Here is a 21,927-nt window from a genome sequence, read left to right as displayed (position 1 = left end):
CTATGAATAAAAATAAAATTATAAGTTGCACGCTTCTACTTTTTTTATCATTAAGCACCTATGCTGCTCAAAACTCAGATGGTCAAAGAGTTTGGTATGACCTGAATAATTATGATGCTTTTTGGGCCTCTGGTGAGCCAAATAATGATGGTTGGGGTTTGTATGATGCCAACTGTGCTGTCTTGGTAGTGGCGTCAAAAAAGTTTGACGATGTGACTTGCTCAGACCTACCGGTAACCGGCAATGGAAGTCCCAGGCACGTTGCTTGTTTTAACGGTGTTGATTGGTTTGTAACACCTGGAACGCACAGAACGGGGGGGTCCGATCCCGGTGAAGAAATAGGAGATAGTGATCGTGCATGCCCTGCTGGATATCAATTTGCGGTGCCAAGAAACCAATTGGAAATTGACCGTGTAGCATCTTTAGCGCAGGCTAGAGGGGCTTCTGATGTTTGGATTAATTTGTCTGACCGCATAAGTGAAGGTAATTTCGTAACCAATGGCACGATTAGGGTTGCTGGTGGAAATGAGTTTAACAATGTAGAAACTTACTCAGCTTGGAATTCAGGAGAGCCTAACAACTCAGGTGATTGTGTTCAGCTCTATTCATCCAACGGGCGTTGGGATGATACTGGGTGTAGTCAATCAAAAAGAGTTGCCTGTACCAATGGAGATGACTGGGTACTCAGTTCTGGCTCAGTTAACTTTGGCAGCGATAATGATCGTAACTCCTTTGCATCTGCAGTTGCCTCATGCCCCTCTGGATATAATTTCTCAGCTCCAAATGATTTCGAATCTTCAGCCCAGATAAGAACTCTTGCAAGTAATGCGGGAGTCGCAAGTGTATGGATTAACGTTCAGGACAAGCAAAATGAAAATATTTGGGAGTATGATTACGGTCAAATAAATTCTAACCGCTTGTTATGGGTGTCAGGGCAACCCAACAACTCTGGTGATCAAGATTGTGCAGTTATGCGATCAGATGGTGGAGTGAATAATAGTCTTCATGATTACAGTTGTACTAATAGATATCAGGTTGCTTGCAAGGATAGCGTTTCTGAAGAGTGGTACATTACTTCTCAAGCGATTGAAAATGGTTCAGTGTCTCAGCTGAGAACCTTTTGTCAGCGAGATTTCTACGAAAATGGATCTGGTGCTCAATATGGAGCTAACCCATCGTTTGAATTTTTTGCACCTGTCACGAATTCAGATCGTGATAAATTAACTCAGCTAAGGTTGAACACAACAAAAGCAAGTGGTGTCAGCAATGCTGAGCCTGACACTTGGGTCTGGATAAACGCAGAAGATCGAAAATACGAAGGTATCTGGCAAGTTAATTCCGGTACTGCTAACTGGGACTCAGGGCAGCCTCAGTTTGACGCTGATAAGCAGTGTATTGAAGCTTTAAAGAGTAATGGCAAATGGCGTACGGCAAACTGTGATGAAACCAAGCGTCTGATTTGCTTTGATGGCAAAACGTGGGGGCTCAGTTCAGCAACTTCTCATCAATACAATAACTCTGCGCAATACGCTTGCGCTCGCGTACCAGGTTTAACTGCAGAGCACGTACTCTCAGCTCCAGACAGTGAGGGTAGCCGTGAGCGTGTGAGAGCTTTATTGGCTGCTGCTGGTGGCGTAGATGCTTCTTGGGTCAACGGACGTGTGCTGACTGATATAAAGGGTTGGACTATCAATTCTGATGGCCGAAGGAATTCAACCGGAGGCGATTTAGGGCAACCAGTATGGTATGACTTATTTGACAATCGTAATCCTAAGAACCCAACAAGTCTCGTTGACTATGAAACTGGTAGTAACTTCTCTACTAATTCAGAATATCCTGATAACAATGCTTTAATTGAAAAAATATCTTTCCTTAATTCTCGCTCTGCTGTGTATTGGGCGCCTAATCAGCCCGATAATAGTGGACGTTGTACGCAATTGTTGGTCAGCTCTGGGGTTGGTGAAGGAATGTGGGATGATTACCCTTGCACCAATAAACTCCCTGTAGCTTGCTATGATGGTTTTGAATGGCGTATTTCTGATACAACCGTTGAAGTGAATTCCAGTGATGGGGATAGCAATGAAAATTTATCTTCTGCTAACAACGTTTGTGCAGCTCTAGAAAAGAACGGTGTTGCCGGCAATTTTCGTTTTGCTGCCCCTATGTCATATGTTGAGAATTTACGCCTTCATGCGATTGCAAAGAAAAATTCACATGCTGCTGTTTGGATTAATGTACAGAGTTTGAAGTATGAGAACGCCTGGAAATTCAACAAGGGTGTTGATGTTATAGGACCTTTCTGGAACACAGGCGAGCCAAATAACTCTGGTGGGAGTCAAGACTGTGCTCAGCTTTTATCCAGTGGAGCCTGGGATGATGTGAGCTGTAGTGCTTCAAACAGGCGGTTTGCTTGCTTTAACCCTTATGCGGGAGTTAGTGGCAAATGGGAGTTAACAAGTTCCGCAAATGATTCCGGCATTGCTGGGGACCAAATTGAGGAAGCTAATAAAGCTTGTGAGAAAATAGGAAGCCAATTTAAGTATTATTCACCGGTTTCACGTTCAGAAAATGATGCTTTGCGAGTGAAGGTGTCGTCGGCTGGAATATCTTCAGTATGGATTAATGCAAATGACCAGGTACAGGAAGGTGCTTGGGTGATTAATTCTGGCCTGAATAACTGGAATGAAGGTGAGCCTGCGTCAGACCCTGCAGATTTATGTGTCAAAGTAGCTGCTTCTTCTACTTTCTGGTCTTCACAGGGCTGTGCTACTTCTTTGCCTGTTGCCTGCTCTACAGGAGGACGGTGGTACTTTACTCAAGCCCCTATCACTCTTGATGATTTTGGTGATGGCCAAAGGGAGTGCGATAAATTAGGTGACGGATATTTGTTTGCCGCACCGAAGACCCGTTCACAAATTGATTCCTTGTTATTCTCCGCGCAACAAGAAGGCCGGGGTGGCGATTTTTGGATTAATGGTTATCGTCAAAGTACGACAACTAATTGGCTTTGGAATGTAAGGCAGTTGACCGTTCCTGCATGGAGTTCCGGGGAGCCTAACGGTAATGGGAGCGAAACTTGTGCCACTATGTCTGCTGATAACTGGGCTGATGCAGCTTGTGAAAGCGGCTCCTTCGAATATTTATGTAAAAATAGCTCAGGGCAGTGGCAGGTTACTAGTGGCCGTGCCAGTAACCTAAGTGATTTTGCTACGGGAGTATCTGCCTGTGCTGCCCTTGCTCCAGCAGATACTTGGAAATTCGCAGCGCCATCTAACTACAACGAAAACCTGGCAGCAAGAAATGTCATAGCCTTATCTGGTCAATCAAGAGTGTGGTTGAACGCAACAGACGTGATAAAAGAAGGGCGTTGGGTATTAAATGCTGCAAGTATTGGTCAAACCAGCGGCAATGATGAAGATTATGCCAATTGGGACTCAGGTCAGCCCTCTGCTGATAATTGTGCTTTTCAGAAAGCCGATGGTACCTGGGCCTCAGCTGATTGCGCTACGACTGATACAAGGTCTTGGGCTTGTACTGATGGTCGTGGCTGGAGAGTTACTGCTTTAAAGGGTGGTACATCACAGTTTTCTGAAGGTCACAAGGCTTGTTTTAATGAATTTGGCGGAAACTTTATTTTTGCCGCTCCCCTTTCTCGTAACGATGCAATCCAGTTAGATTTTGCTCGCCTTCTGGCCCAGAAAGAATCGAAGCAATCCATATCGCAAGTTTGGCTGAATCTTGCGCGTGTAGAATACACCGATGTTAAAAGTGCGTTTAGATACAATTTGCCGTTTGTTAACTGGCCGGGTTCGACTTATGCGCCAGGTGTTGAGCCTGTTAACGATTGTATTCTGAAGGGATCTACTCCCGTTGGTACGAACAACCCCTGGCAGGTAGTAAGCTGTGTAGACAGTGCCGCTCACTATGCCTGCTTTAATGGCTCATCCTGGTCGATTGCTACAGGTAAAGGAGTTCTACAGAATGGATCACTCCAGCTCGTCCCTAAGCTTGGAGAAGACTTTTGGTCATACGAGCGTGGTACCCAGCTTTGTAAGCAACAACATGGTTCTGAGTTTTATTTCTCTGCGCCAGTAACGGCAGCAGAGGAATTAGCGCTGGATGCTGCTATCCGACTAGCCGAAGTTCAGAGTCGTAATACCTGGATAAATTATTATTATGTTCGATCTGTTGCATCTAAAAATAATCGTTGGTTTGCAAATCGTTTGCCTTTGGGGAACTGGCAAAAAACCGACTTCGACAATTTAAGTGGTTCAGATTGCGCTGCTGTTTTAAAAACTTCTGACACAAAAGCGACATGGATAGATGTCAGATGTTCAGAGGAAAATATCTCTTATGGTTGTTTGAATTTGACCGATGCGAGCTGGAGTGTCATCAGCTCTCCTGGCGAGTGGAAGGATGGTTTCGAGGTTTGTGCAAATAATAACTCTCTTTTTGCTGCCCCTCGTACACCTGATGAGTTAACTGCTTTGTTAGATGAGCAAGTAGATGGAAGTAGAATATGGGTGAATGCTTCTGACACAGCCGTGGAGTCGCAATGGATCGTGAATCGCCTGCGTTCAGCATGGTGGGGAGCAAATGAGCCATCTAATATTGGTAATAAAGATTGTGCAGTAATACTTCCAAATGATGAATGGCAGGCTCGAAAATGCTCTACAGAAGAACACGCTTATGCATGTCGGTTTGTAGATCGTGCTAATTCGAATAATATTGAATGGCATATCTCAACGACCAAAGGTGTGTGGTCCAGAGGGTTTGCCGTTTGCGCAAAAGAGTTCCCAGGTAGCGAGTTTATGGCGCCGGTTGGTTATGGGAATACTCTGGCCGTGTCTGAGCAAACTCTTTTGGCGAATAAGTCTCGTGGCGCTGATCCGATATGGATTAACTACAGCGACCAGGAGATTGAAAACGCATGGCGCACAGAAATTTCATACAGCCATTGGGGAGTAGATTCATTACTGGACGAAGAAAGGGATTGTGGCTACTACGATAGAGTAGTTGCGGGTAAGGGGACTTGGTACGCAGATCGATGCAAATATACATCGCCTGCGAAGTCGCGCGGTTTTTCATGTACGAATGGTTATGAATGGAAAATTGCTTCAGTCGCTCCAACGACGAACCAGCGTTGGTCTGCTGGCTTTGAGGCATGCCAGGTTGAGTTCGGCGCGGAATGGTCATTTGCCGCGCCAAGTAATGGTGTTGATGATGCTAAGTTAAAGCTTGCGCTGGAGTTGGCAGGTCTGGAACAGTCTTGGATTAATACCCAGGACCGAACCGGAGAAGGCGACTGGCAAATCAATGGACCACAAACAAACTTCCCGATAGAAATTAAAGTTGTAGCTGATCGTACTGTTAGCGAGCTCCAGAGTGGTATTGTGCTCCGTGCTGAGCTTACAGATGATGAGGAAAAGCTAATTGAAGCATCAAAAGTAGGCTGGGAGCTTCTTGTTGCAGAAAGTGATTTTGCAAATAAATCTGCTGCAGACTTTCCATTATCTGCAGCAACATTGACCGGAAATGTAAGTGCTGGTGAGGGGGTGTTGGAAGCAACGTACAGCACTCCGCGCTTGTTTAAGCAAGACGCTACCTTAGTATTCCGGATCTTCACTACAGATACTGAGCCTGGCGATAGTGCAGTCGCTAAAAGTAGTGAGGCGCGGGTCACTGTTACTGTTAAAGCACCATTGTTAGCTTCTTACGATTTCAATGATCAATCCCAAAGAAATAAAGACACTTCTGGCAATGGCTATGACGCCTTTAATTCACAGGCTTACCCGTTACCGCCAGTAGAAAATGATGCTCTCAGGTTGTCTGCCAACAGCGCCATGCGTATAGCAGGTAAAGACACCGATGGTATTAATGGATTGGATATACCTGCTGATGAATACACGATAGCTATGCGAATCAGTGTGGAAGAGGCTCATGATGCTGATGGCAACTCAGCCTGGCGTGGTATTTTCCAAAAGGGTAATGCAGGTAATGAACGTCAGCCCGGCCTTTTCTTGCTGAACAATTCGGAATTGCTCCATGCGAGAAATAGTACCAGTGTTAGCCTTAATAGTGGTTCTGATTCTGTTAGTCAAATTCCGCTGCAGCAATGGATCAATATTGTTTACATGAAGCGTAGCAATGGTTTTGATGTCTATCTTGATGATTTAACGACTCCTTTTGTTACCTATAACTACCAGACTTCTCAGAATGAGACTGTAGTTGATAATAACGGTGACTTCTGGGTGGGTAAGGTGCCTGGCGCGGCTGAAAGCTTTGTCGGTTTTGCAGATGATATTCAGATCTATGATCGGGTATTGAATGCTTCTGAACTAAGTGCTTTGTTGCCTGCTCCTCCGGCTGGTGAGGTAGCATTTCAAAGCAGTGGTAGTGTGTTTGATGAATTTGTAGGTGTGCCGGGAAATAGACATACGATTACCGTGGAGCGTCGGCGCGGTTACGCCGGAGCTTTCACCGCTGATATACAGCTTTCTGCGTTATCCCAGACTCTTGTGGTTGGTACTGCTGACGCAGGAAATGTGTCCATTTCGCCTCAAGAAGCAGATGTCGCACTTCCTAATGGTAGTAATGGCACTGTGACTTTGAATTGGGCTGACAAAGATAAAGCCGCTAAGACTCTTGAAGTAATAGTTGATGCTGCAGATGACAACCTATCCGAAGGTAGTGAAAAGGTAAACGTTGTTATTTCATCGGCAACTAATAGTGCTATCGGTTCTCCGTCGAAGCATTTGCTTTCATTGCGGGATCTTACGCCTAACCCTAATGGTAACTTCTCTCTTACGAGTTTAGCGAATCCAGTTGTGCTGGAAAATGACCAGGCAGTGCGGAATATATGTATTGTTCGTGAGAGCGGTGCCGTTGGAGAAGTTACTGTGAGCTTTTCTATCAGTGGTAGCGCTACCCGCGGTGTGAATCCGAGTGATGATTATGGGTTATCAAGCGGTGCAAATTTATTGAATCCACCTTTAGGAAGTGTAACCGGAGATGTTGTTTTTGCTGACGGCGATCAGGCTAATAAATGCTTTGCAATTACGGTGAATAATCACCCTGATATGATTGCTGAAGCCGACCGGGTAATTGATATTGAAATTACGAATGTTGCACCTACGAACCCTAGTCATAGCCCTTTACGTACCGGGGATTTTGCGTCGAGCCTGACTATTAAAGACTATTCTCCGGGTGTGTTTGCATTTGCCAGTGAAAGTGCACTTTGTTATGAGCCGAATCAAGCACCGAGCTGTGCAGCACCAAGTGCAGGGTTGAATTGTCTACCGTCAAGCATTTTTTCTGATATCGGCTCATTGGAGTGCCGGATTAAGGTGATACGTACTAAAACTGGTAATACAGCACCTGAAGGACAGTTACTGATTACAGGCGGTGGCTCAGATATCTCAAATATTGCAGTGCCGGCTTTTCCTGCTATTGATTCTTCAACGCCAGCTCCTTCACCTGATGAACAATTAGCGATAGTTACAGTTGTTAGTGATAATGTTCAGGAAGCTCTGAATAAAGTCCACGAGCTTACGCTCGCAGGAGTCGGAATTGAGAGGATAGACGATTCGCAGTTTAATCCAGATGACCAAAGCCCAACGGCACAACGTAAGAATAAGTTTAATCTGACTGTTCGTGATTTAACGACTCCAGCAGTTGTTACTATTGACTCTAAAAATCTCATTACGAATAAAACTTATCATATAGAGGAAGGTTCTACGTTACCCATTACAGTTTCTCGCTTGGGTAATCCGAAAACTGAATTCAAGGTTGACCGTTCAGTTAGCTCCACTAAAGAGAATCTTAGTACCTGTGATATTAATGATTTCTTTGACTTTGGTGGGGCAGGAAGTGATTTTTCTGGTAAAGAGACGAACTACTCTTTTTCTATGGATGGAAGCTCCTCAATAACCTGGAACCTTAAAACTAAGAAAGTGTATGACTTAAGCTCTACTTATGATGTGAAGCTTGAAATTGCAGAGCCTTGTTCTTTGACAGGGAGTTGTCCAGAAAATGAAAGCGATAGCCTTTCTCGTATTGCAGGTCTTGGAGGTATTCTGAATGCTAATGGTCCGCATACATCAAATCGCACTGATAGAATTTTTCAGGTTGGTGGAGATGATAGTGCTGCAGTATCTGGTGTTAATTCTCCTGGTTTTGTGCAGGTTCAAACTGGAGACGAGGATATCAGTGTGTCGGGAGCAGCGAACACATATTATGCTATCTCTAAAAAACTGGCGAAACGCTCAGAGCTAAGTTTTAGTTTGAATCTTCCTGCCGTGGCTGACGTAAATCCAGATTGTGCATTCGGGAATATCTATTTTAGCTGGGTATTTGTTAATCCCAATGGTTACTCGGATGACGGTAATCCGAACAACGACTCTGAAATTGCGGCAAATGGTTACGAAGGTGCTCTGTTGCAGGCGAATGGAGGCGGTGCTCCTGTTCGAGAGGGGGTGTTTGCTATGAATACAATGACTAGTGCTAAATCAGGTAGCATTAATATGTTGCTGCCATTCACTCGTGATAGTGATAAAACAACTATTTTGCGTCTGAAGGTATATTACGGGAGCACATCTAGCTTTACGGCTGCTACAGCGAGTAGATATTTCGATACAAGAATTGTTACTAAGCCTCGTTGGCGTTGGTTGATTTCTCAGGGCGCAAGCCAGCAATGGGACTGTGTGCAATGGCAGGGGAACAGATATTGGTCTGACACCTGTAGCAATGTAGATGGGCAAAAGTGGACCTACGACCCAATAAATAATCTTCTTATCAATAAGGCCGATAATGCTTGTGCTAGCGGTTTAGGTCGTGTTGAGCGCACGGTATTTGGGAGTGGTGATCCTGAAGATGCATGTAAAGATTCGGATGATAAATGGACTTTGGAAACCCAAGGGTCCGATTTCCGGATTGAAGAAATTGATAAGACTGGCACACCAGAATTCTGGTGCCAAATTAATAACCTAGCAAATTGGCGAATTGATGTTCGCACCGGGCCCTGTAACGGCTCTGACAGGAATTTTACCTGGGGTAATGACTGATGATAAAAATAATAACTTTATTAGCTCTTGCTCCGGCCCTGGTATATGGGCTCGAGGCACTTGATGAAAGTCAGCTCTCTAGCGTTACTGGTGAGGGGTTAGGAGCAACATTCGATGATGTAGTTCTTTACTCCGGAGATTTGGGGCAACCAGATGATTTTGTGGTTAATTTGTTTCTTGATGAAGATAAATATAATGGAGATTACCTTCGAATCAGCGAGTTGCGTTTAAACAAATCAGGAGAGACTCCGGGTGATGCTGGCTCGGGCGGACAATTCGGTACTTACCTTGATCCTTTTTTTATTGGTCTTATTCGAGATGTAAGGGAGAGTTATTCTTCCTTGCATGATTTTGATGGTGATGGAAGTGTGGATTCTACACCACAACGTAGATTTCATACTGCACTGTATACTGGTTTTCCAGCAGCAAATTTACGTCAAAAAGAACGTAGCTTTTATCGATATGCCAATGATCAATTGGGTAATACTGATGATCCTGAGTACGAATATAAAGGGATGCCACAGAATTTTTTCAGTACTTTGCCGCAGCATGAATCTTTATCATCTATTGGAAACTTTTTTAGTTTGGCGAGTAATCATGAAAGTTATCTCAGTCAGCATGAAAGTGAGCTGGACAAGGCATCCGATAAATTCGATTTACATTTAAGGTTAGATTCTATTAATGATGATAATCGTGACCTTAGTAGTGATGCTCAATTTCTTGCCGGAATTGATCTTGAGGGATTTCGATTATACGGAACTGAAACTTATATATGGTCGCATAGTGCAAAAAGCGAAGTAGGCCGGCCTGATTACGGTCTTGCCATTGCCATGACTACAGGGCTCAATGCAGATAAATTAACAATTAATGCTGACCCTTCCGGATCAGCATCTAGTTCACTGTCCCTCGAAGGTGTTGATGCCTATCTTCCTCTAGGTACCATTGACCAACCACTCACCATTAGTACCGTGCAGTATCAACAGCAGAGTCGTGGAGACTGGCGAACTGATGGTGATGGTAAGCGTGTTACCAGTAGCCTGTTAGAGGCTTCTACTCAGTTGCGTATAGAAATTCAACAACTGCCTCGTGAAGCTGTTCAATCAAAATCCGGTAACATTTTTGTTCGTCAGCTTTCTTTTGGTGACCCAAATGATGAAGAGATAATCACTGGTTATGAGGACATTTTTTTGCGCGATAGTTCAGGTTCTGTCGTCGAAGGTGGCAGGCTCAAAAACATAAAGCATAGAGCTTTTGTGCCAAAAACGGTGATCTATAACGAGCAGGTTAAGATTTATAACGACGCCCAGACTGACTCGTCGAAGCATATTCCTTATATCCCTAATGAAAATGTAATTGAGCTGAGGGGCTTGGAAATACAGCGTTTAGTTATTACTACTCAGGACTTAAATCGATGAGAAATATAATAATGATTATGTCGATGTTTTCAGTATTGCAGTCAATGGCAGAGCTTCAGCCTTTGAATGAGGATGAATTGGTAAAGCACACCGGGCAGACTGGAATTACCTTGAGTTCTAAAGTCGAGTTTGGTGGTGATACTCGTATTAGCTACAGCAATACAGATGCTGATCTCAAGGATAAAGATACCTGGCTTGTAATAAACCAGCTGACAGGTTCTATTGAGCTAAAAGGCCTTGATATAGACCTTGAGAGTGGTCTTGGGCCTCAGCGTAATAAAAGCGCAGTGGTTGTGACTTTGCCTGAGGAGATTATTTTCGACGAATTGAAAACAGAAGGCATATATGTTGGCCCGGGAAGAGATAAGTCTCCGAACCATCGATTCCTAATGGCTGTAGAGGTTGACGGTGTGCTTCAGATGCCGGGTGCCACTAAAATTAATGTTTTTCCAGCTGAAAAGTCAACTTTCGTAGATTTGAATTAAGGAGGCGATAATGTATCAGAATTTATTAGCAGTACTTACTTTGTTTTTAACTTCAGTTTCGGTCAGCGCACTCCAGGCTTTAAATGATAGTTTTCTAGCAGAAACATATGGTCAGGCAATATTCGAAATTACAGAGCCAGTTGTAAAGCAACCGAATGGTTCTGATTTAAATATGGTTAAACTAACCATTGGAGCAAGGGTTGAAATTAACGCTAATATAGAAGAGGTAGCGTTAGGTCGTTACTGGCGGCCATCAGGAACAAACTGCTCAGGTGGTGATGGGAATGATAAAGTCTGCTACAACGATATAGTACCAGAGTCATATAACGATAATATTAACTGGGCCTGTACTGCTAACCCATGTGGTTCTGTAGGGCTGGCATCATCTAACTATTTATCGTCCTTGCTTACACATGATGTTGGTGAAAAAGAATTTTCAGACAAGGGAATCTTTCCATCTGGGTTTGAGCCTGATGGAGGTGTCGATGTAAAAATCAGACATCTGACGATGGGGCAGGTTAACTGCGATGGTAGCGGTAATAATTGTAAAATGACGCCGTTTGTTCAGGAGAACCCATACCTGGAATTTGCATTTGATGAAACTGGCGATACTCGGAAGCTTGTTGGTTTTAGACTTGGTTCCGAAGATAGCTTTGGATATCAGGGAAATGCTATTGACGTTATCTCTGGTTTTATCCGGCCAAACATTACTGCAGTTGCAAAAATTAATGGCAGTGGCAATTTAGGATCAATTAAGCTTGAAACTCAGTTAGGTGGTGTACGGACTATCGGATGGATCGATGCGAATACTACCTTTTTGAAAAGCACGAGTGGTTTAACCGGGCTCTTGATCGGCAGTGAAACAGACCTTCAAGGGCAGTCGCCACATGCTCAATTGTTTCCCGTTCAATCTAACTATTTGGCACATACTTCAGCGTTTTTCTTCTCGCTGGGAACTCGTGCGATTAACTGGAGTGAAATTGGAGGCGTTTCTCCAGGTACAACTATGCCAGGTTTCTGGATTAACATGGGGGGGGACGCCAGATTATTGGCTGAAACGCAGAAAGGCAGTCACCCAATCAATTATTATCCGGGGCACTCTTACGGTAATGATTACTATACCGCTCCCGCAGGGGCAAAAATCCAGAACTATGATGCTCCTCAAGCCAGCTGGTCGGAAACCTACACTCCTTAGTCGGTTCTTAAACGGCTAATCATAAAGCCATCTGGTGTTGTCATCAGGTGGCTTTTTTGTATGAGCACTGCCTCAAACCTTGGTCGAACGCATTATCCGCAAGGGTTATAAGTCTATTCACTTGAGAAATAGTAGGTATACATACTATTGATTTCAATTATGAGGTCGAACTCACTAGTATTCTCGGCAGTTACTATCACACCAAGTTTTTTTAGGTGTGGTGTCTTCGCTAACTCACTTTGAAGGATTGACCTTATGTCAGCTTATCAAGACGACATCAAAGCGGTTGCAGCTCTGAAAGAAGCAGCTGGTAACCCTTGGGACGCTATCAACCCAGAATCTGCTGCACGTATGCGTGCTCAGAACCAATTCAAAACTGGTCTGGATATCGCTCGTTACACTGCCAAAATCATGCGTGAAGACATGGCAGCGTTCGACAAAGACAAGTCTCTGTACACTCAGTCTCTGGGCTGCTGGCACGGTTTCGTAGGTCAGCAAAAGCTGATCTCTATCAAAAAGCACTTCGGTACTACTAAGCGTCGTTACCTGTACCTGTCTGGTTGGATGGTTGCTGCTCTGCGCTCTGAGTTCGGTCCTCTGCCTGACCAATCTATGCACGAGAAGACTGCTGTTGCTGGTCTGGTAAACGAACTGTACACCTTCCTGCGTCAAGCTGACGCTCGTGAACTGGGTGGTCTGTTCCGTGCCGTTGATGCTGCTCGTGAAGCTGGCGATGCGGCTAAAGAAGCTGAACTGCAAGCTCAGATCGATAACTACGAGACTCACATCGTACCTATCGTTGCTGACATCGATGCTGGTTTCGGTAACGCTGAAGCGACTTACCTGATGGCTAAGCAAATGATCGAAGCGGGCGCTTGCTGTCTGCAGATCGAAAACCAGGTTGCTGACGAGAAGCAATGTGGTCACCAGGACGGTAAAGTTACTGTTCCTCACGCTGACTTCCACAACAAGCTGCGCGCTCTGCGTTACGCTTTCCTGGAGCTGGGCGTTGATGACGGTCTGATCGTTGCACGTACTGACTCTGAAGGCGCTGGCCTGACTAAAGAAATCGCTGTGGTTAAAGAGCCAGGCGACCAAGGTGACGTTTACAACTCTTTCCTGGATGTTGAAGAAGTTGACGTTGCTGATATGGCTGAAGGCGATGTTGTATTCAACCGTGGCGGTAAGCTGGTTCGTCCTAAGCGTCTGCCTTCTGGTCTGTACCAATTCCGTCAAGGTACTGGCCACGAGCGTTGTGTATTCGACTGTATCGAAGCTATCAATGCTGGTGCTGACCTGCTGTGGATCGAAACTGCTGTACCTACAGTACACGAGATCAAAGGCATGATGGACGAAGTACGTAAAGTACACCCAGATGCGAAGCTGGTTTACAACAACTCTCCATCTTTCAACTGGACTCTGAACTTCCGTCAGCAAACTTACGATGCGTGGGCTGCTGAAGGTAAAGACGTTTCTGCATACGATCGTAACAACCTGATGTCTGCTGAATACGACAACTCTGAGCTGTCTGCTGCAGCTGACGAGCGTGTTAAGACCTTCCAGGCTGATACCTCTCGCGAAGCGAACGTATTCCACCACCTGATCACTCTGCCTACTTATCACACAACTGCACTGTCTGTTGATAACCTGGCTAAAGAGTACTTCGGTGAGCAAGGTATGCTGGGTTATGTTGCTGGCGTTCAGCGTAAAGAGATCCGTCAAGGCATCGCTTGCGTTAAGCACCAAAACATGGCTGGTTCCGACATGGGCGACGACCACAAAGAATACTTTGCTGGTGAAAACGCTCTGAAAGCGGGCGGCGCTAAGAACACTTCTAACCAGTTCTCTTAATTTGAACTCGTTATAAGTTTCTGAAAAAGGCGATCTTCGGATCGCCTTTTTTTATGCCTGTCGCAAAGAGGCTTGTGGATCCTTAACGCGGTTTACTGACGCATAAATGGATTGTTGTGTTTTTCATAAGTATTTCATCGGGCTTGTTGTTCTGAGTGTGCTTGTTCAGTCGGTAATTCTGCGGCAGACTGGCTGAAATTCCTTTTTCTGATTGTTGATGCCGGATACCTCTCAAATAGCTTGTCATGAATGTGATTTGCTCGTGACATTACCCAATGATGTCAGCGGCAAATTACTGTGTCCGCGCTGTGGCTGTGTATTGGCCAGCTTTGGTCGTGATAGTCAGACTCTGTTGGCGATCTCTTTTACCGCATTAATCCTGTTGCTCGTCGCTAATGCCTTTCCTTTTATGGCTTTTAGTGCCCAGGGGCAATATCAGGAAATTACGTTATTACAGAGTGTTTTCGAGTTGTGGCAACAGAGCTATGAGAGTCTCGCTGTCATGGTCCTGGTCTTTATTCTGTTGGCGCCATTGTTATTTCTTGGCGGCTTGATTTCGGTATTGTTACCGCTGCATCTCCGGCGGCGTAACCGCTTTAATATTTTCATTTTACGTTGGTTGTTTCGTATCACTCACTGGTCGATGGTTGAGGTATTTCTGATTGGCGTACTGGTAAGTCTGATTAAAATAGCCGCCATGGCGGATGTTATTCCGGGTATTTCTTTCTGGGCCTATATTTTGTTCAACCTGGCTGTGACGTATGTGCTTTCGAAAGTAGACCGCGTTCAATTGTGGCGCTGGGTTAATCAGGGGCACTGTCATGATTGAGCAGCCGTGCAGTCCATATTCTCCCGGGAGTGCCGCCGGGCAGGGGCTGGCAAGTTGCCACTGTTGTGGATTGCTCAGTACTGCGGATGTGCACAGTTGCCCGCGGTGTGGTGAGTCTTTGCATCTGAGAAAGCGGCACTCTGTGCAATACACAGCGGCACTGGTGATCACTGCTTTTTTGCTCTATATCCCTGCCAATATTTTACCGATTATGACAACGACATTATTAGGAAGCAGCAGCAGTAACACTATTATGGGGGGCGTTGCTGTGTTCTGGAGTCACGGTGACTACCCAATAGCGCTGATTATCTTTATTGCCAGTGTGATTGTGCCGCTGGCGAAGTTGTTGGCGTTGAGTTGGCTGTGTATCACGGTGGCTCGTGGTCACCGGTATCGCCTTCAGCGGCGTACGGTATTATTTCGCATGACCGAATTAGTCGGTCGCTGGTCTATGGTTGATGTTTTTGTCGTCGCTATTTTGGTTGCACTGGTGCAACTTGGCGGGATTATGACAATTACCCCAGGGCCTGCGGCGCTGGCCTTTGCCGGTGTTGTGGTCGTTACGATGTTTGCGGCGATGAGTTTTGATCCCAGGTTGATCTGGGATGTGCTGGAGAGCAAAAATGAATACGAGTAATGTTGCTCAGCAACAACCAGAAAATGGCTGGTCGCCAATCTGGCTGGTGCCGTTAGTCGCTTTGTTTTTAGGAATCTGGATGTGGTACGACCATGTTTCCAGTCAGGGGCCGCTGATCACGATTTCTTTTGCTACGGCAGAAGGTTTGGAGGCCGGTAAAACACGAATCAAAACCCGCAGTGTGGATGTTGGTCTGGTTGAGTCGGTGACCTTGGATCTCGATAGTAAAGGTATTACGGTTCGCGCCAGAATCGACAAATCGGCAGCGTCATTACTGACCAGTGATGCCCGCTTTTGGGTTGTACGTCCGAGGATTGGTAATGGCGGTATATCGGGGTTGGGGACTTTGTTGTCCGGTGCCTATATTGAGCTTGATCCCGGCAATGCTTCTGTTCGAGGTGACGAGTTTATCGGTTTGGAGGATGTGCCTTTAACCTCACCAGGAACGCCGGGGCTGGCACTAACGTTATACAGCAGTGGTAAGCACTCTTTGTCGGTTGCGGATCCGGTGCTTTATCTTGGTTTTAAAGTGGGTCAGGTTGAAAGTGTTAATTTTGATCCGAATAAAAAACAAGCGGAATACCGGATTTTTGTTCATTCTCCATACGATGTTCTGTTGAGTGAAAATACCCAGTTCTGGAATGTGGGTGGTTTTGAACTGGATGCAACTGCTGAAGGTATTAATGTTTCTGCCGGTTCACTGGAAACGTTATTGGGTGGTGGAGTTACTTTTGCGGTGCCGCCGGACTTACCGGTTGGTAAAGCCGTCAGTGAAGGCCATTCATTCCGTTTATACGATAATCGTAAAGCAGCATTTAATCGTCAATATCGGTTTGTAGCTGAATATCTGGTGCTGCTGGAAGATTCTGTGCGTGGTTTACGCCACGGCGCTCCGGTTGAATATCGTGGGATACGTATTGGTACGGTCGCAAAAGTTAATGTCGAAGGTATTGAACGTAGTGGTAAATCCTGGCTGGATAAAATGATTCCGGTTTTGATTCACCTTGAGCCGGGTCGTGTCGGTTACGGTGATACTCAGCAGGCTCTGGATAAATTCCGCAAAGATTTTTCCTCCTGGGTGAAGGAAGGCATGAGTGCTCGATTGGAGACTGGCAATCTGATCAGTGGAAGTCAGTTTGTCAGTCTGAATTTTCACAATGACAAGCTGCTGGATTTCCCGGATTTTTATTCTGGCTATCGGGTTGTGCCAACGTCTCAGGATGGCTTTGGTCAGATCACTGATCAGCTTAAGAATTTGCTGGATAAATTTAATCAGTTGCCAATTGAAGACACTGTTTTGCAGGCTAATAAAGCGCTGGCGCAAATCGATCGCACGTTACAGCAGTTGGACCGCTTGGGTGGTAAAGCCAATGAGCTTCTCGACAGTGAAAGCAGTCAGGAAATGCCGGAGCAATTGCTGAGTGCTGTTAAGCAGTTGAATGAAACATTGAGCGGTATCAGTCCGGGTTCTGACAACTATCGCCAGGCCCGTCAGGTGATGAGCGAACTGAACAGTGTGCTGAATGAAGTGCAACCGTTATTGCGTGAGCTAAATAGTCGTCCAAGTGCTTTATTGTTCAGTCAGCCCAAGGCTGAAGATGAGCAACCTGGTGCATCGCGTTAAGGAGCCGTTATGAAATTAATACTTGTTACTTTGGCGCTGCTATTGGCGGCTTGTAGCAGCCCAGCGCCTACAACCCATTATTATTTGCTCAGTCCGGATATGGGTCCGTATAAACCCGCAATTGAGCAACGCCTGGGTTACTTTATCGAAGCTGTGGTTTTGCCTGATCACCTTAATCAGCAAGCATTGACGATGTTCTCCGGAGATCATCAATTACAGGTCGCCAGTTACCACTATTGGGCTCAGCCATTGTCGCAGGGAATTGCACAGGTTGTTGGTTACGAACTTAATCAGCAGTGTGCCTGTGAGATTCGCAGTTTTCATCAGAGCGACCGGAAAAAGGATGGCGCGGTTAATGTACGGTTATTTGTTGATCAGATGTCGGTGAGTAATGCTGGCAAAGTGGTGTTGTCAGGCATGTTTGAACTGGACTCTGACAAGCGTCGGCGGTTTTATTTATCCGAGCAATTACAACAACCCGGCTATGAGCAGGCGATTGTTGTTCAGCGAAAATTACTCGCAAAAATGGTTCAGCAGATTCTGAACGCTGATTCAGGAAACTAATTTTAACCAGACTTATGCGACCTTCGGCTTATTAACGGGGATCAGAGGTCAGGTCGCATGGGATTCTTCGCTCGGTGATATGATAATATGCGCCATCAGTAGAAACTCTTAGGACTTCCGAGTTTCACGGCGCCGGGGATTTTTTGTGTGAGCAGGACGTTATTCTTTTTTCTGATTTGTCTGTTTGTTTTACCGTTTTCCGCATTGGCAACCGATGTCGATCGCGACGGTTTATGTGCCGATAATATCAATCGCAGTTATTGTCAGGCAGGTCCGGATCAGGACGACTCCAACCCGGATGTTGATGGCGACGGTATCTGTGACGGAATTCGTTCGGTATCGATTGGTTCCGTGCGCTGTATGCAAAAACCGAATCCCGGTTCCGATTCTGATGGTGATGGCACCTTTGATGAGTTGGAAAGTGGCGACTCCGATGCGGACGGCATCCCCGACTACCTTGATCTTGATACTCCCGCTAACGGTTTTGGTGATTCCGACAACGACGGTATTGATGATCGCCTTGAGTGTGGCGGTCGTCTGCCTTGCCTGAATTCTGATGGCGACAGTATTTTCGATTACCGAGACCCCGATTCTGACAATGATGGTGTGCTGGACAGTGAAGAAGCGGACCATATTGTGGGTAGTCAGCCCGTAGAGAAACCATTTGATATCGATGGTGATGGTCAGCCAGATTTTCGTGATATTGATTCCGATGCTGACGGTCGTAGTGATCAGGTAGAGGGCAGCGCTGCCAATGATCAGGATATGGATGGAATTCCTGATCGTTATGATGCGGATGACCGCAATGATGACTCAGGCCTGGGCGGCGATAGTGACAATGACGGCATCAGTGATAAAGCCGAATGTCCGCAGTTCCCGACGGATTGCCCGGACAGTGATTCTCCAGAAGATGGTAAACCGGATTATCTCGATAATAATCTCGACTCTGATGATGATGGCATTCCCGATGCCAGTGAAGATCTGAACCTCGATAAAGACAATAATCCAGCGACCATGGCGACAGATACCGATCGTGATGGCGATGCAGATTACCTCGATGGTGATTCTGACAATGATGGTTTATTGGACCGTGATGAGCGCAATAACCCGTTTAATGCGGCAGCGCGTTTAGACACGGATAACGATGGCATTCCCGACGTGGTGGATTTTGATGGACGTTTGAATGCTAACAGTCAGGGTGGCGATAGTGATTCGGATGGCGTTGCTGACAAGATTGAATGTCCGCAGTGGCCAGCTTGTCCGGATACCGATAAAGATGGCGCTTTTGATTATCTCGATAGCGATTCATCACCACCCAAACCTGACCCGGGTGAAGTGAGTACTGGCGTTGATGGCGTTGGTGCGATCTGGTGGTTATTGGTTTTATTCCCATTAATTGCTGTTACTGGCAGAGCTCAGGCGGAAGAGCCGGTGACTGATGTGGCAGATGTATCGGGTTTTGTTAGTGAATCAGCGATGCCTGATTTATACATCAACTTTGCGTTGGGTCGCTCACAGCTGGAGCCGGATACATCGGCAAGTTTGTATTCTCTCGATCGCAAGGGCGACTGGGCTTATCGCTTGTCTGGCGGTTGGGATCTGAATCAGTACTGGTCTGTTGAAGGGTATTACGCCGACCTTGGTAAGGCCTTGCTCAAGCCAGAGGGCGAAGTAAGCTACCAGGTTTTTGGTGGTTCGATTATTGGTAACTATTGGCTATTAGGTGGTGAGCGCTTGCCCGGTGCTTTGGCGTTAACCGGCCGTGCCGGTTTGGCCTCACTGTCGACAAATGCCAGTGGTGTGAGGCTAAAGCAGAACAACTCGCTGCAGCTGACGTTTGCTGCGGGTCTTGAACTTTATTTTGATCATAACTACAGCGTCCGTCTGGAAGTGGAAAGCTTCGACTCGGATGCAACCCTGATGTCGTTAGGCTTGTCTAAACGCTTTGGTCTTCAGCAGCAATTGGTTTATGCGATTCCGCAGGGTGATTCGTTGGCGATGTTAAATGATCTTCCGCCGACATCTGCAGGAATACGGCGCGCAATTATTAAACCGCTGGTGATTGATGCGGACGAAGACGGCTTACTGGACGATGTGGATTTATGCCTCAATACACCGCCATACAGTCCGCAGTTTCAGGTTAATGAGCAGGGCTGTGCGCCGTTTCAGGGTGTGATTGATGGCGTTGATTTTATCTCTGGCCGCGAGCAGCTGACCGGAAGTGGCAAAGCGCGTTTGCAGCAATTGTTGCCGATATTGGCTGAACAGTTGAAAAAGATTGAAAAATTACGGCTGCAAATTCGTGCTCACACCGACAGCCAGGGGGCTGCCGGTTATAATCGACAATTATCTCAACGACGAGCCAATGAAGTAGCCCGTTACCTGCTGGATAGTGGTATTGAGCCGTCCAGGCTGGATGCGCGTGGTATGGGGGAGACAACCCCCCGGGCTGACAATGCCACAGCGCAAGGACGAGCATTAAATCGTCGGGTAGAATTTATTCTGATTTCTGAACGCAACTAGGGGTGAACAGTGTTAATAGCCTATCTGGAAGATGACATGGACCAGGCACGTACAGTGACTGGATGGTTTGATGAGTTCGGTTTTGAATACGAACACTTCAGCCATGCCCAGGCTTTATTAAAGCGTCTTAAAGACAGAAACTTTGATGCTGCGGTTCTCGACTGGGAATTACCCGATATGCCGGGAACAGAAGCGCTGCGCCAGATTCGCGAAAAGTTTCATCAGGAATTACCCGTACTATTCTGCTCGATGCGTGACAGCGAAGAAGATGTTGTTACAGCACTCGAACTGGGTGCTGATGACTACATGCGTAAGCCGCTGTTGAAAATTGAATTAAAAGCGCGACTGGGTGCGTTGTTGCGCCGAATCCAGGGGCCACAACAAGGCGATGGTCGCGTAATTGAGCATGGCCCTTACCGCTTTGATCTCAAGTCTCGGGAAGCATATTGCGATGGCGCCATGGTGGATATGACCGATAAAGACTTTGAACTCGCCACATGTTTGTTCGATAACATCGGTCGGATTATGTCGCGTGGCTTTTTGCTGGATGCGGTTTGGGGTGTATCGACCGATTTAAATACCCGAACGGTGGATGTTCATATCAGTCGTATTCGTAAAGCATTAGGTATTACGCCAGCCAGTGGTTATCGTATCAAAACGATTTATCAGCATGGCTATCGTTTAGAGCGTATCGATCAGGGATAAATTATGTTGTTCAGGCTGGTTTGGATTTGTTGCATTGCCTTTGCTTCTGCTGTAATGGCAGAAACCGACGGTGGCGATTGGCAGTACGAAGTAAAACGTGACGACACGATTTGGGACATCTGTAAAAACTATGTTGCAGACAGTCAGTGTTGGCGCAAGCTGGTTAAATACAACAACATCAAAACGCCTAAATATCTGCCGCCGGGTTCCGTAATTAATATCCCCAAAGAGTGGTTGAAGCCATCGGTTGCTCAGGCGCTGGTGATTTCTGTGCGCGGTGAGGTGATTGTCAGTCGCGATGGTGAAGGCGGGCAAAAGCCTCTGGCAAAGGGTGACAAGTTGAATCAGATGGATACTGTTACGGCGAAAAACGGCAGTGCGATGATCGAATTCGCTGATCAATCACGACTGTTATTGAAGCCCAACAGCGCGGTTCGTATGCAGGGGCTGCGCTATTACCAGCGCGGTGGTATTGCTGAAACTCAGATTCGCCTGTTAAAAGGCCGGGTTCGGGCGAATGTTGAAAAACTGAAAGGGCTTGGCAGTCGATTTGATATCGCGACACCCGCAGCGGTTGCGGCCGTACGAGGAACGGAATTCCGGGTTGGTTTTACTCCGGCCGAGGGTGATAACAAAGCAACAATGACCACCGAACTGCTGGAAGGCAGTCTTCAGGTTGCTAATGATCAGGGCGAGCAAATGCTGGTTGCCGGTGAAGCTGTTCGTGCCGTAGAAGGCGAAGCGGTTGCTGCACCAGTATCCTTGTTACCCCGTCCACGCCTGGATCTGACCAAAGAACAGGAAGTGACTCTGCCACACCGGGTGGTCTGGTATGACGTAAAAGGCGCTGATTTTTATCGTGTCACTCTGAGCCGTGCCGGAATTCTGCTGTGGGAGATGACCACACAAGAGCCGGAGTTCGAGGTAGACGTTGCCGATGATGGCGAGTACGAGCTGATGATCAGTGCGGTTGATGCTCAGGGCTTTGAAGGGAAAGGGCGGCGCTTGCATATCTCCAGTGGTGAATAACCCGATTA

The 21,927-nt window shown here is 46.3% G+C and carries 12 protein-coding genes; all 12 read left to right on the top strand.

The genetic code is table 11. From position 1 onward, the window contains the following. Window positions 1–2 precede the first annotated feature (2 nt). The 12 genes from ACOQOZ_RS06865 (at window position 3) to ACOQOZ_RS06810 (ending at window position 21,919) form a co-directional block, all read left to right on the top strand. On the top strand, window positions 3–9,062 hold the full coding sequence (locus ACOQOZ_RS06865; protein WP_420591531.1) for a lectin-like protein: 9,060 nt from the start codon (window positions 3–5) through the stop codon (window positions 9,060–9,062). Then, the gene (locus ACOQOZ_RS06860; RefSeq protein WP_420591530.1) at window positions 9,062–10,477 is read left to right on the top strand and encodes a hypothetical protein; all 1,416 of its coding nucleotides are present in this window, start codon (window positions 9,062–9,064) and stop codon (window positions 10,475–10,477) included. The genes ACOQOZ_RS06865 and ACOQOZ_RS06860 overlap by 1 nt, the downstream gene beginning before the upstream one ends. Window positions 10,478–10,488: 11 nt before the next feature. Continuing rightward, window positions 10,489–10,962: a hypothetical protein gene (locus ACOQOZ_RS06855; protein WP_420591529.1), complete on the top strand. Its 474-nt coding sequence runs from the start codon at window positions 10,489–10,491 to the stop codon at window positions 10,960–10,962. 10 nt (window positions 10,963–10,972) lie between these two features. Beyond that, window positions 10,973–12,157 carry a hypothetical protein gene (locus ACOQOZ_RS06850; protein WP_420591528.1) on the top strand — a complete coding sequence of 395 codons (1,185 nt, stop codon included), beginning with the start codon at window positions 10,973–10,975 and terminating at the stop codon, window positions 12,155–12,157. A 255-nt stretch (window positions 12,158–12,412) separates the two neighbouring features. Continuing rightward, entirely contained in the window at window positions 12,413–14,008 is a 1,596-nt protein-coding gene (locus ACOQOZ_RS06845; RefSeq protein ID WP_255857048.1) for an isocitrate lyase, read from the top strand. Window positions 14,009–14,270: 262 nt separating this feature from the next. Continuing rightward, complete coding sequence (locus tag ACOQOZ_RS06840) at window positions 14,271–14,837, top strand: paraquat-inducible protein A (protein WP_420591527.1); 567 nt, start codon at window positions 14,271–14,273, stop codon at window positions 14,835–14,837. 142 nt (window positions 14,838–14,979) lie between these two features. Continuing rightward, complete coding sequence (locus tag ACOQOZ_RS06835; protein ID WP_420591526.1) at window positions 14,980–15,474, top strand: paraquat-inducible protein A; 495 nt, start codon at window positions 14,980–14,982, stop codon at window positions 15,472–15,474. Next, window positions 15,461–17,098, top strand: coding sequence for an intermembrane transport protein PqiB (gene pqiB, locus ACOQOZ_RS06830; protein ID WP_420591525.1), 1,638 nt, complete (start codon window positions 15,461–15,463; stop codon window positions 17,096–17,098). The genes ACOQOZ_RS06835 and pqiB overlap by 14 nt, the downstream gene beginning before the upstream one ends. 9 nt (window positions 17,099–17,107) lie before the next feature. Continuing rightward, window positions 17,108–17,662 (top strand): PqiC family protein, encoded by a 555-nt coding sequence (locus ACOQOZ_RS06825; RefSeq protein ID WP_420591524.1) that lies wholly within the window; start codon window positions 17,108–17,110, stop codon window positions 17,660–17,662. 147 nt (window positions 17,663–17,809) lie between these two features. Continuing rightward, on the top strand, window positions 17,810–20,185 hold the full coding sequence (locus ACOQOZ_RS06820) for an OmpA family protein (protein WP_420591523.1): 2,376 nt from the start codon (window positions 17,810–17,812) through the stop codon (window positions 20,183–20,185). 9 nt (window positions 20,186–20,194) lie between these two features. Further along, on the top strand, window positions 20,195–20,890 hold the full coding sequence (locus ACOQOZ_RS06815; RefSeq protein ID WP_420591522.1) for a response regulator transcription factor: 696 nt from the start codon (window positions 20,195–20,197) through the stop codon (window positions 20,888–20,890). A gap of 3 nt (window positions 20,891–20,893) precedes the next feature. Then, window positions 20,894–21,919 (top strand): FecR domain-containing protein, encoded by a 1,026-nt coding sequence (locus tag ACOQOZ_RS06810; RefSeq protein ID WP_420591521.1) that lies wholly within the window; start codon window positions 20,894–20,896, stop codon window positions 21,917–21,919. Window positions 21,920–21,927 lie beyond the last annotated feature (8 nt).

It is taken from the genome of Bacterioplanoides sp., from assembly GCF_965219715.1.
Classification (GTDB): domain Bacteria; phylum Pseudomonadota; class Gammaproteobacteria; order Pseudomonadales; family Oceanobacteraceae; genus Bacterioplanoides.
The sequence above is the reverse complement of the archived record's forward strand: the minus strand, read 5'-3'. Positions and strand labels throughout refer to the sequence as shown.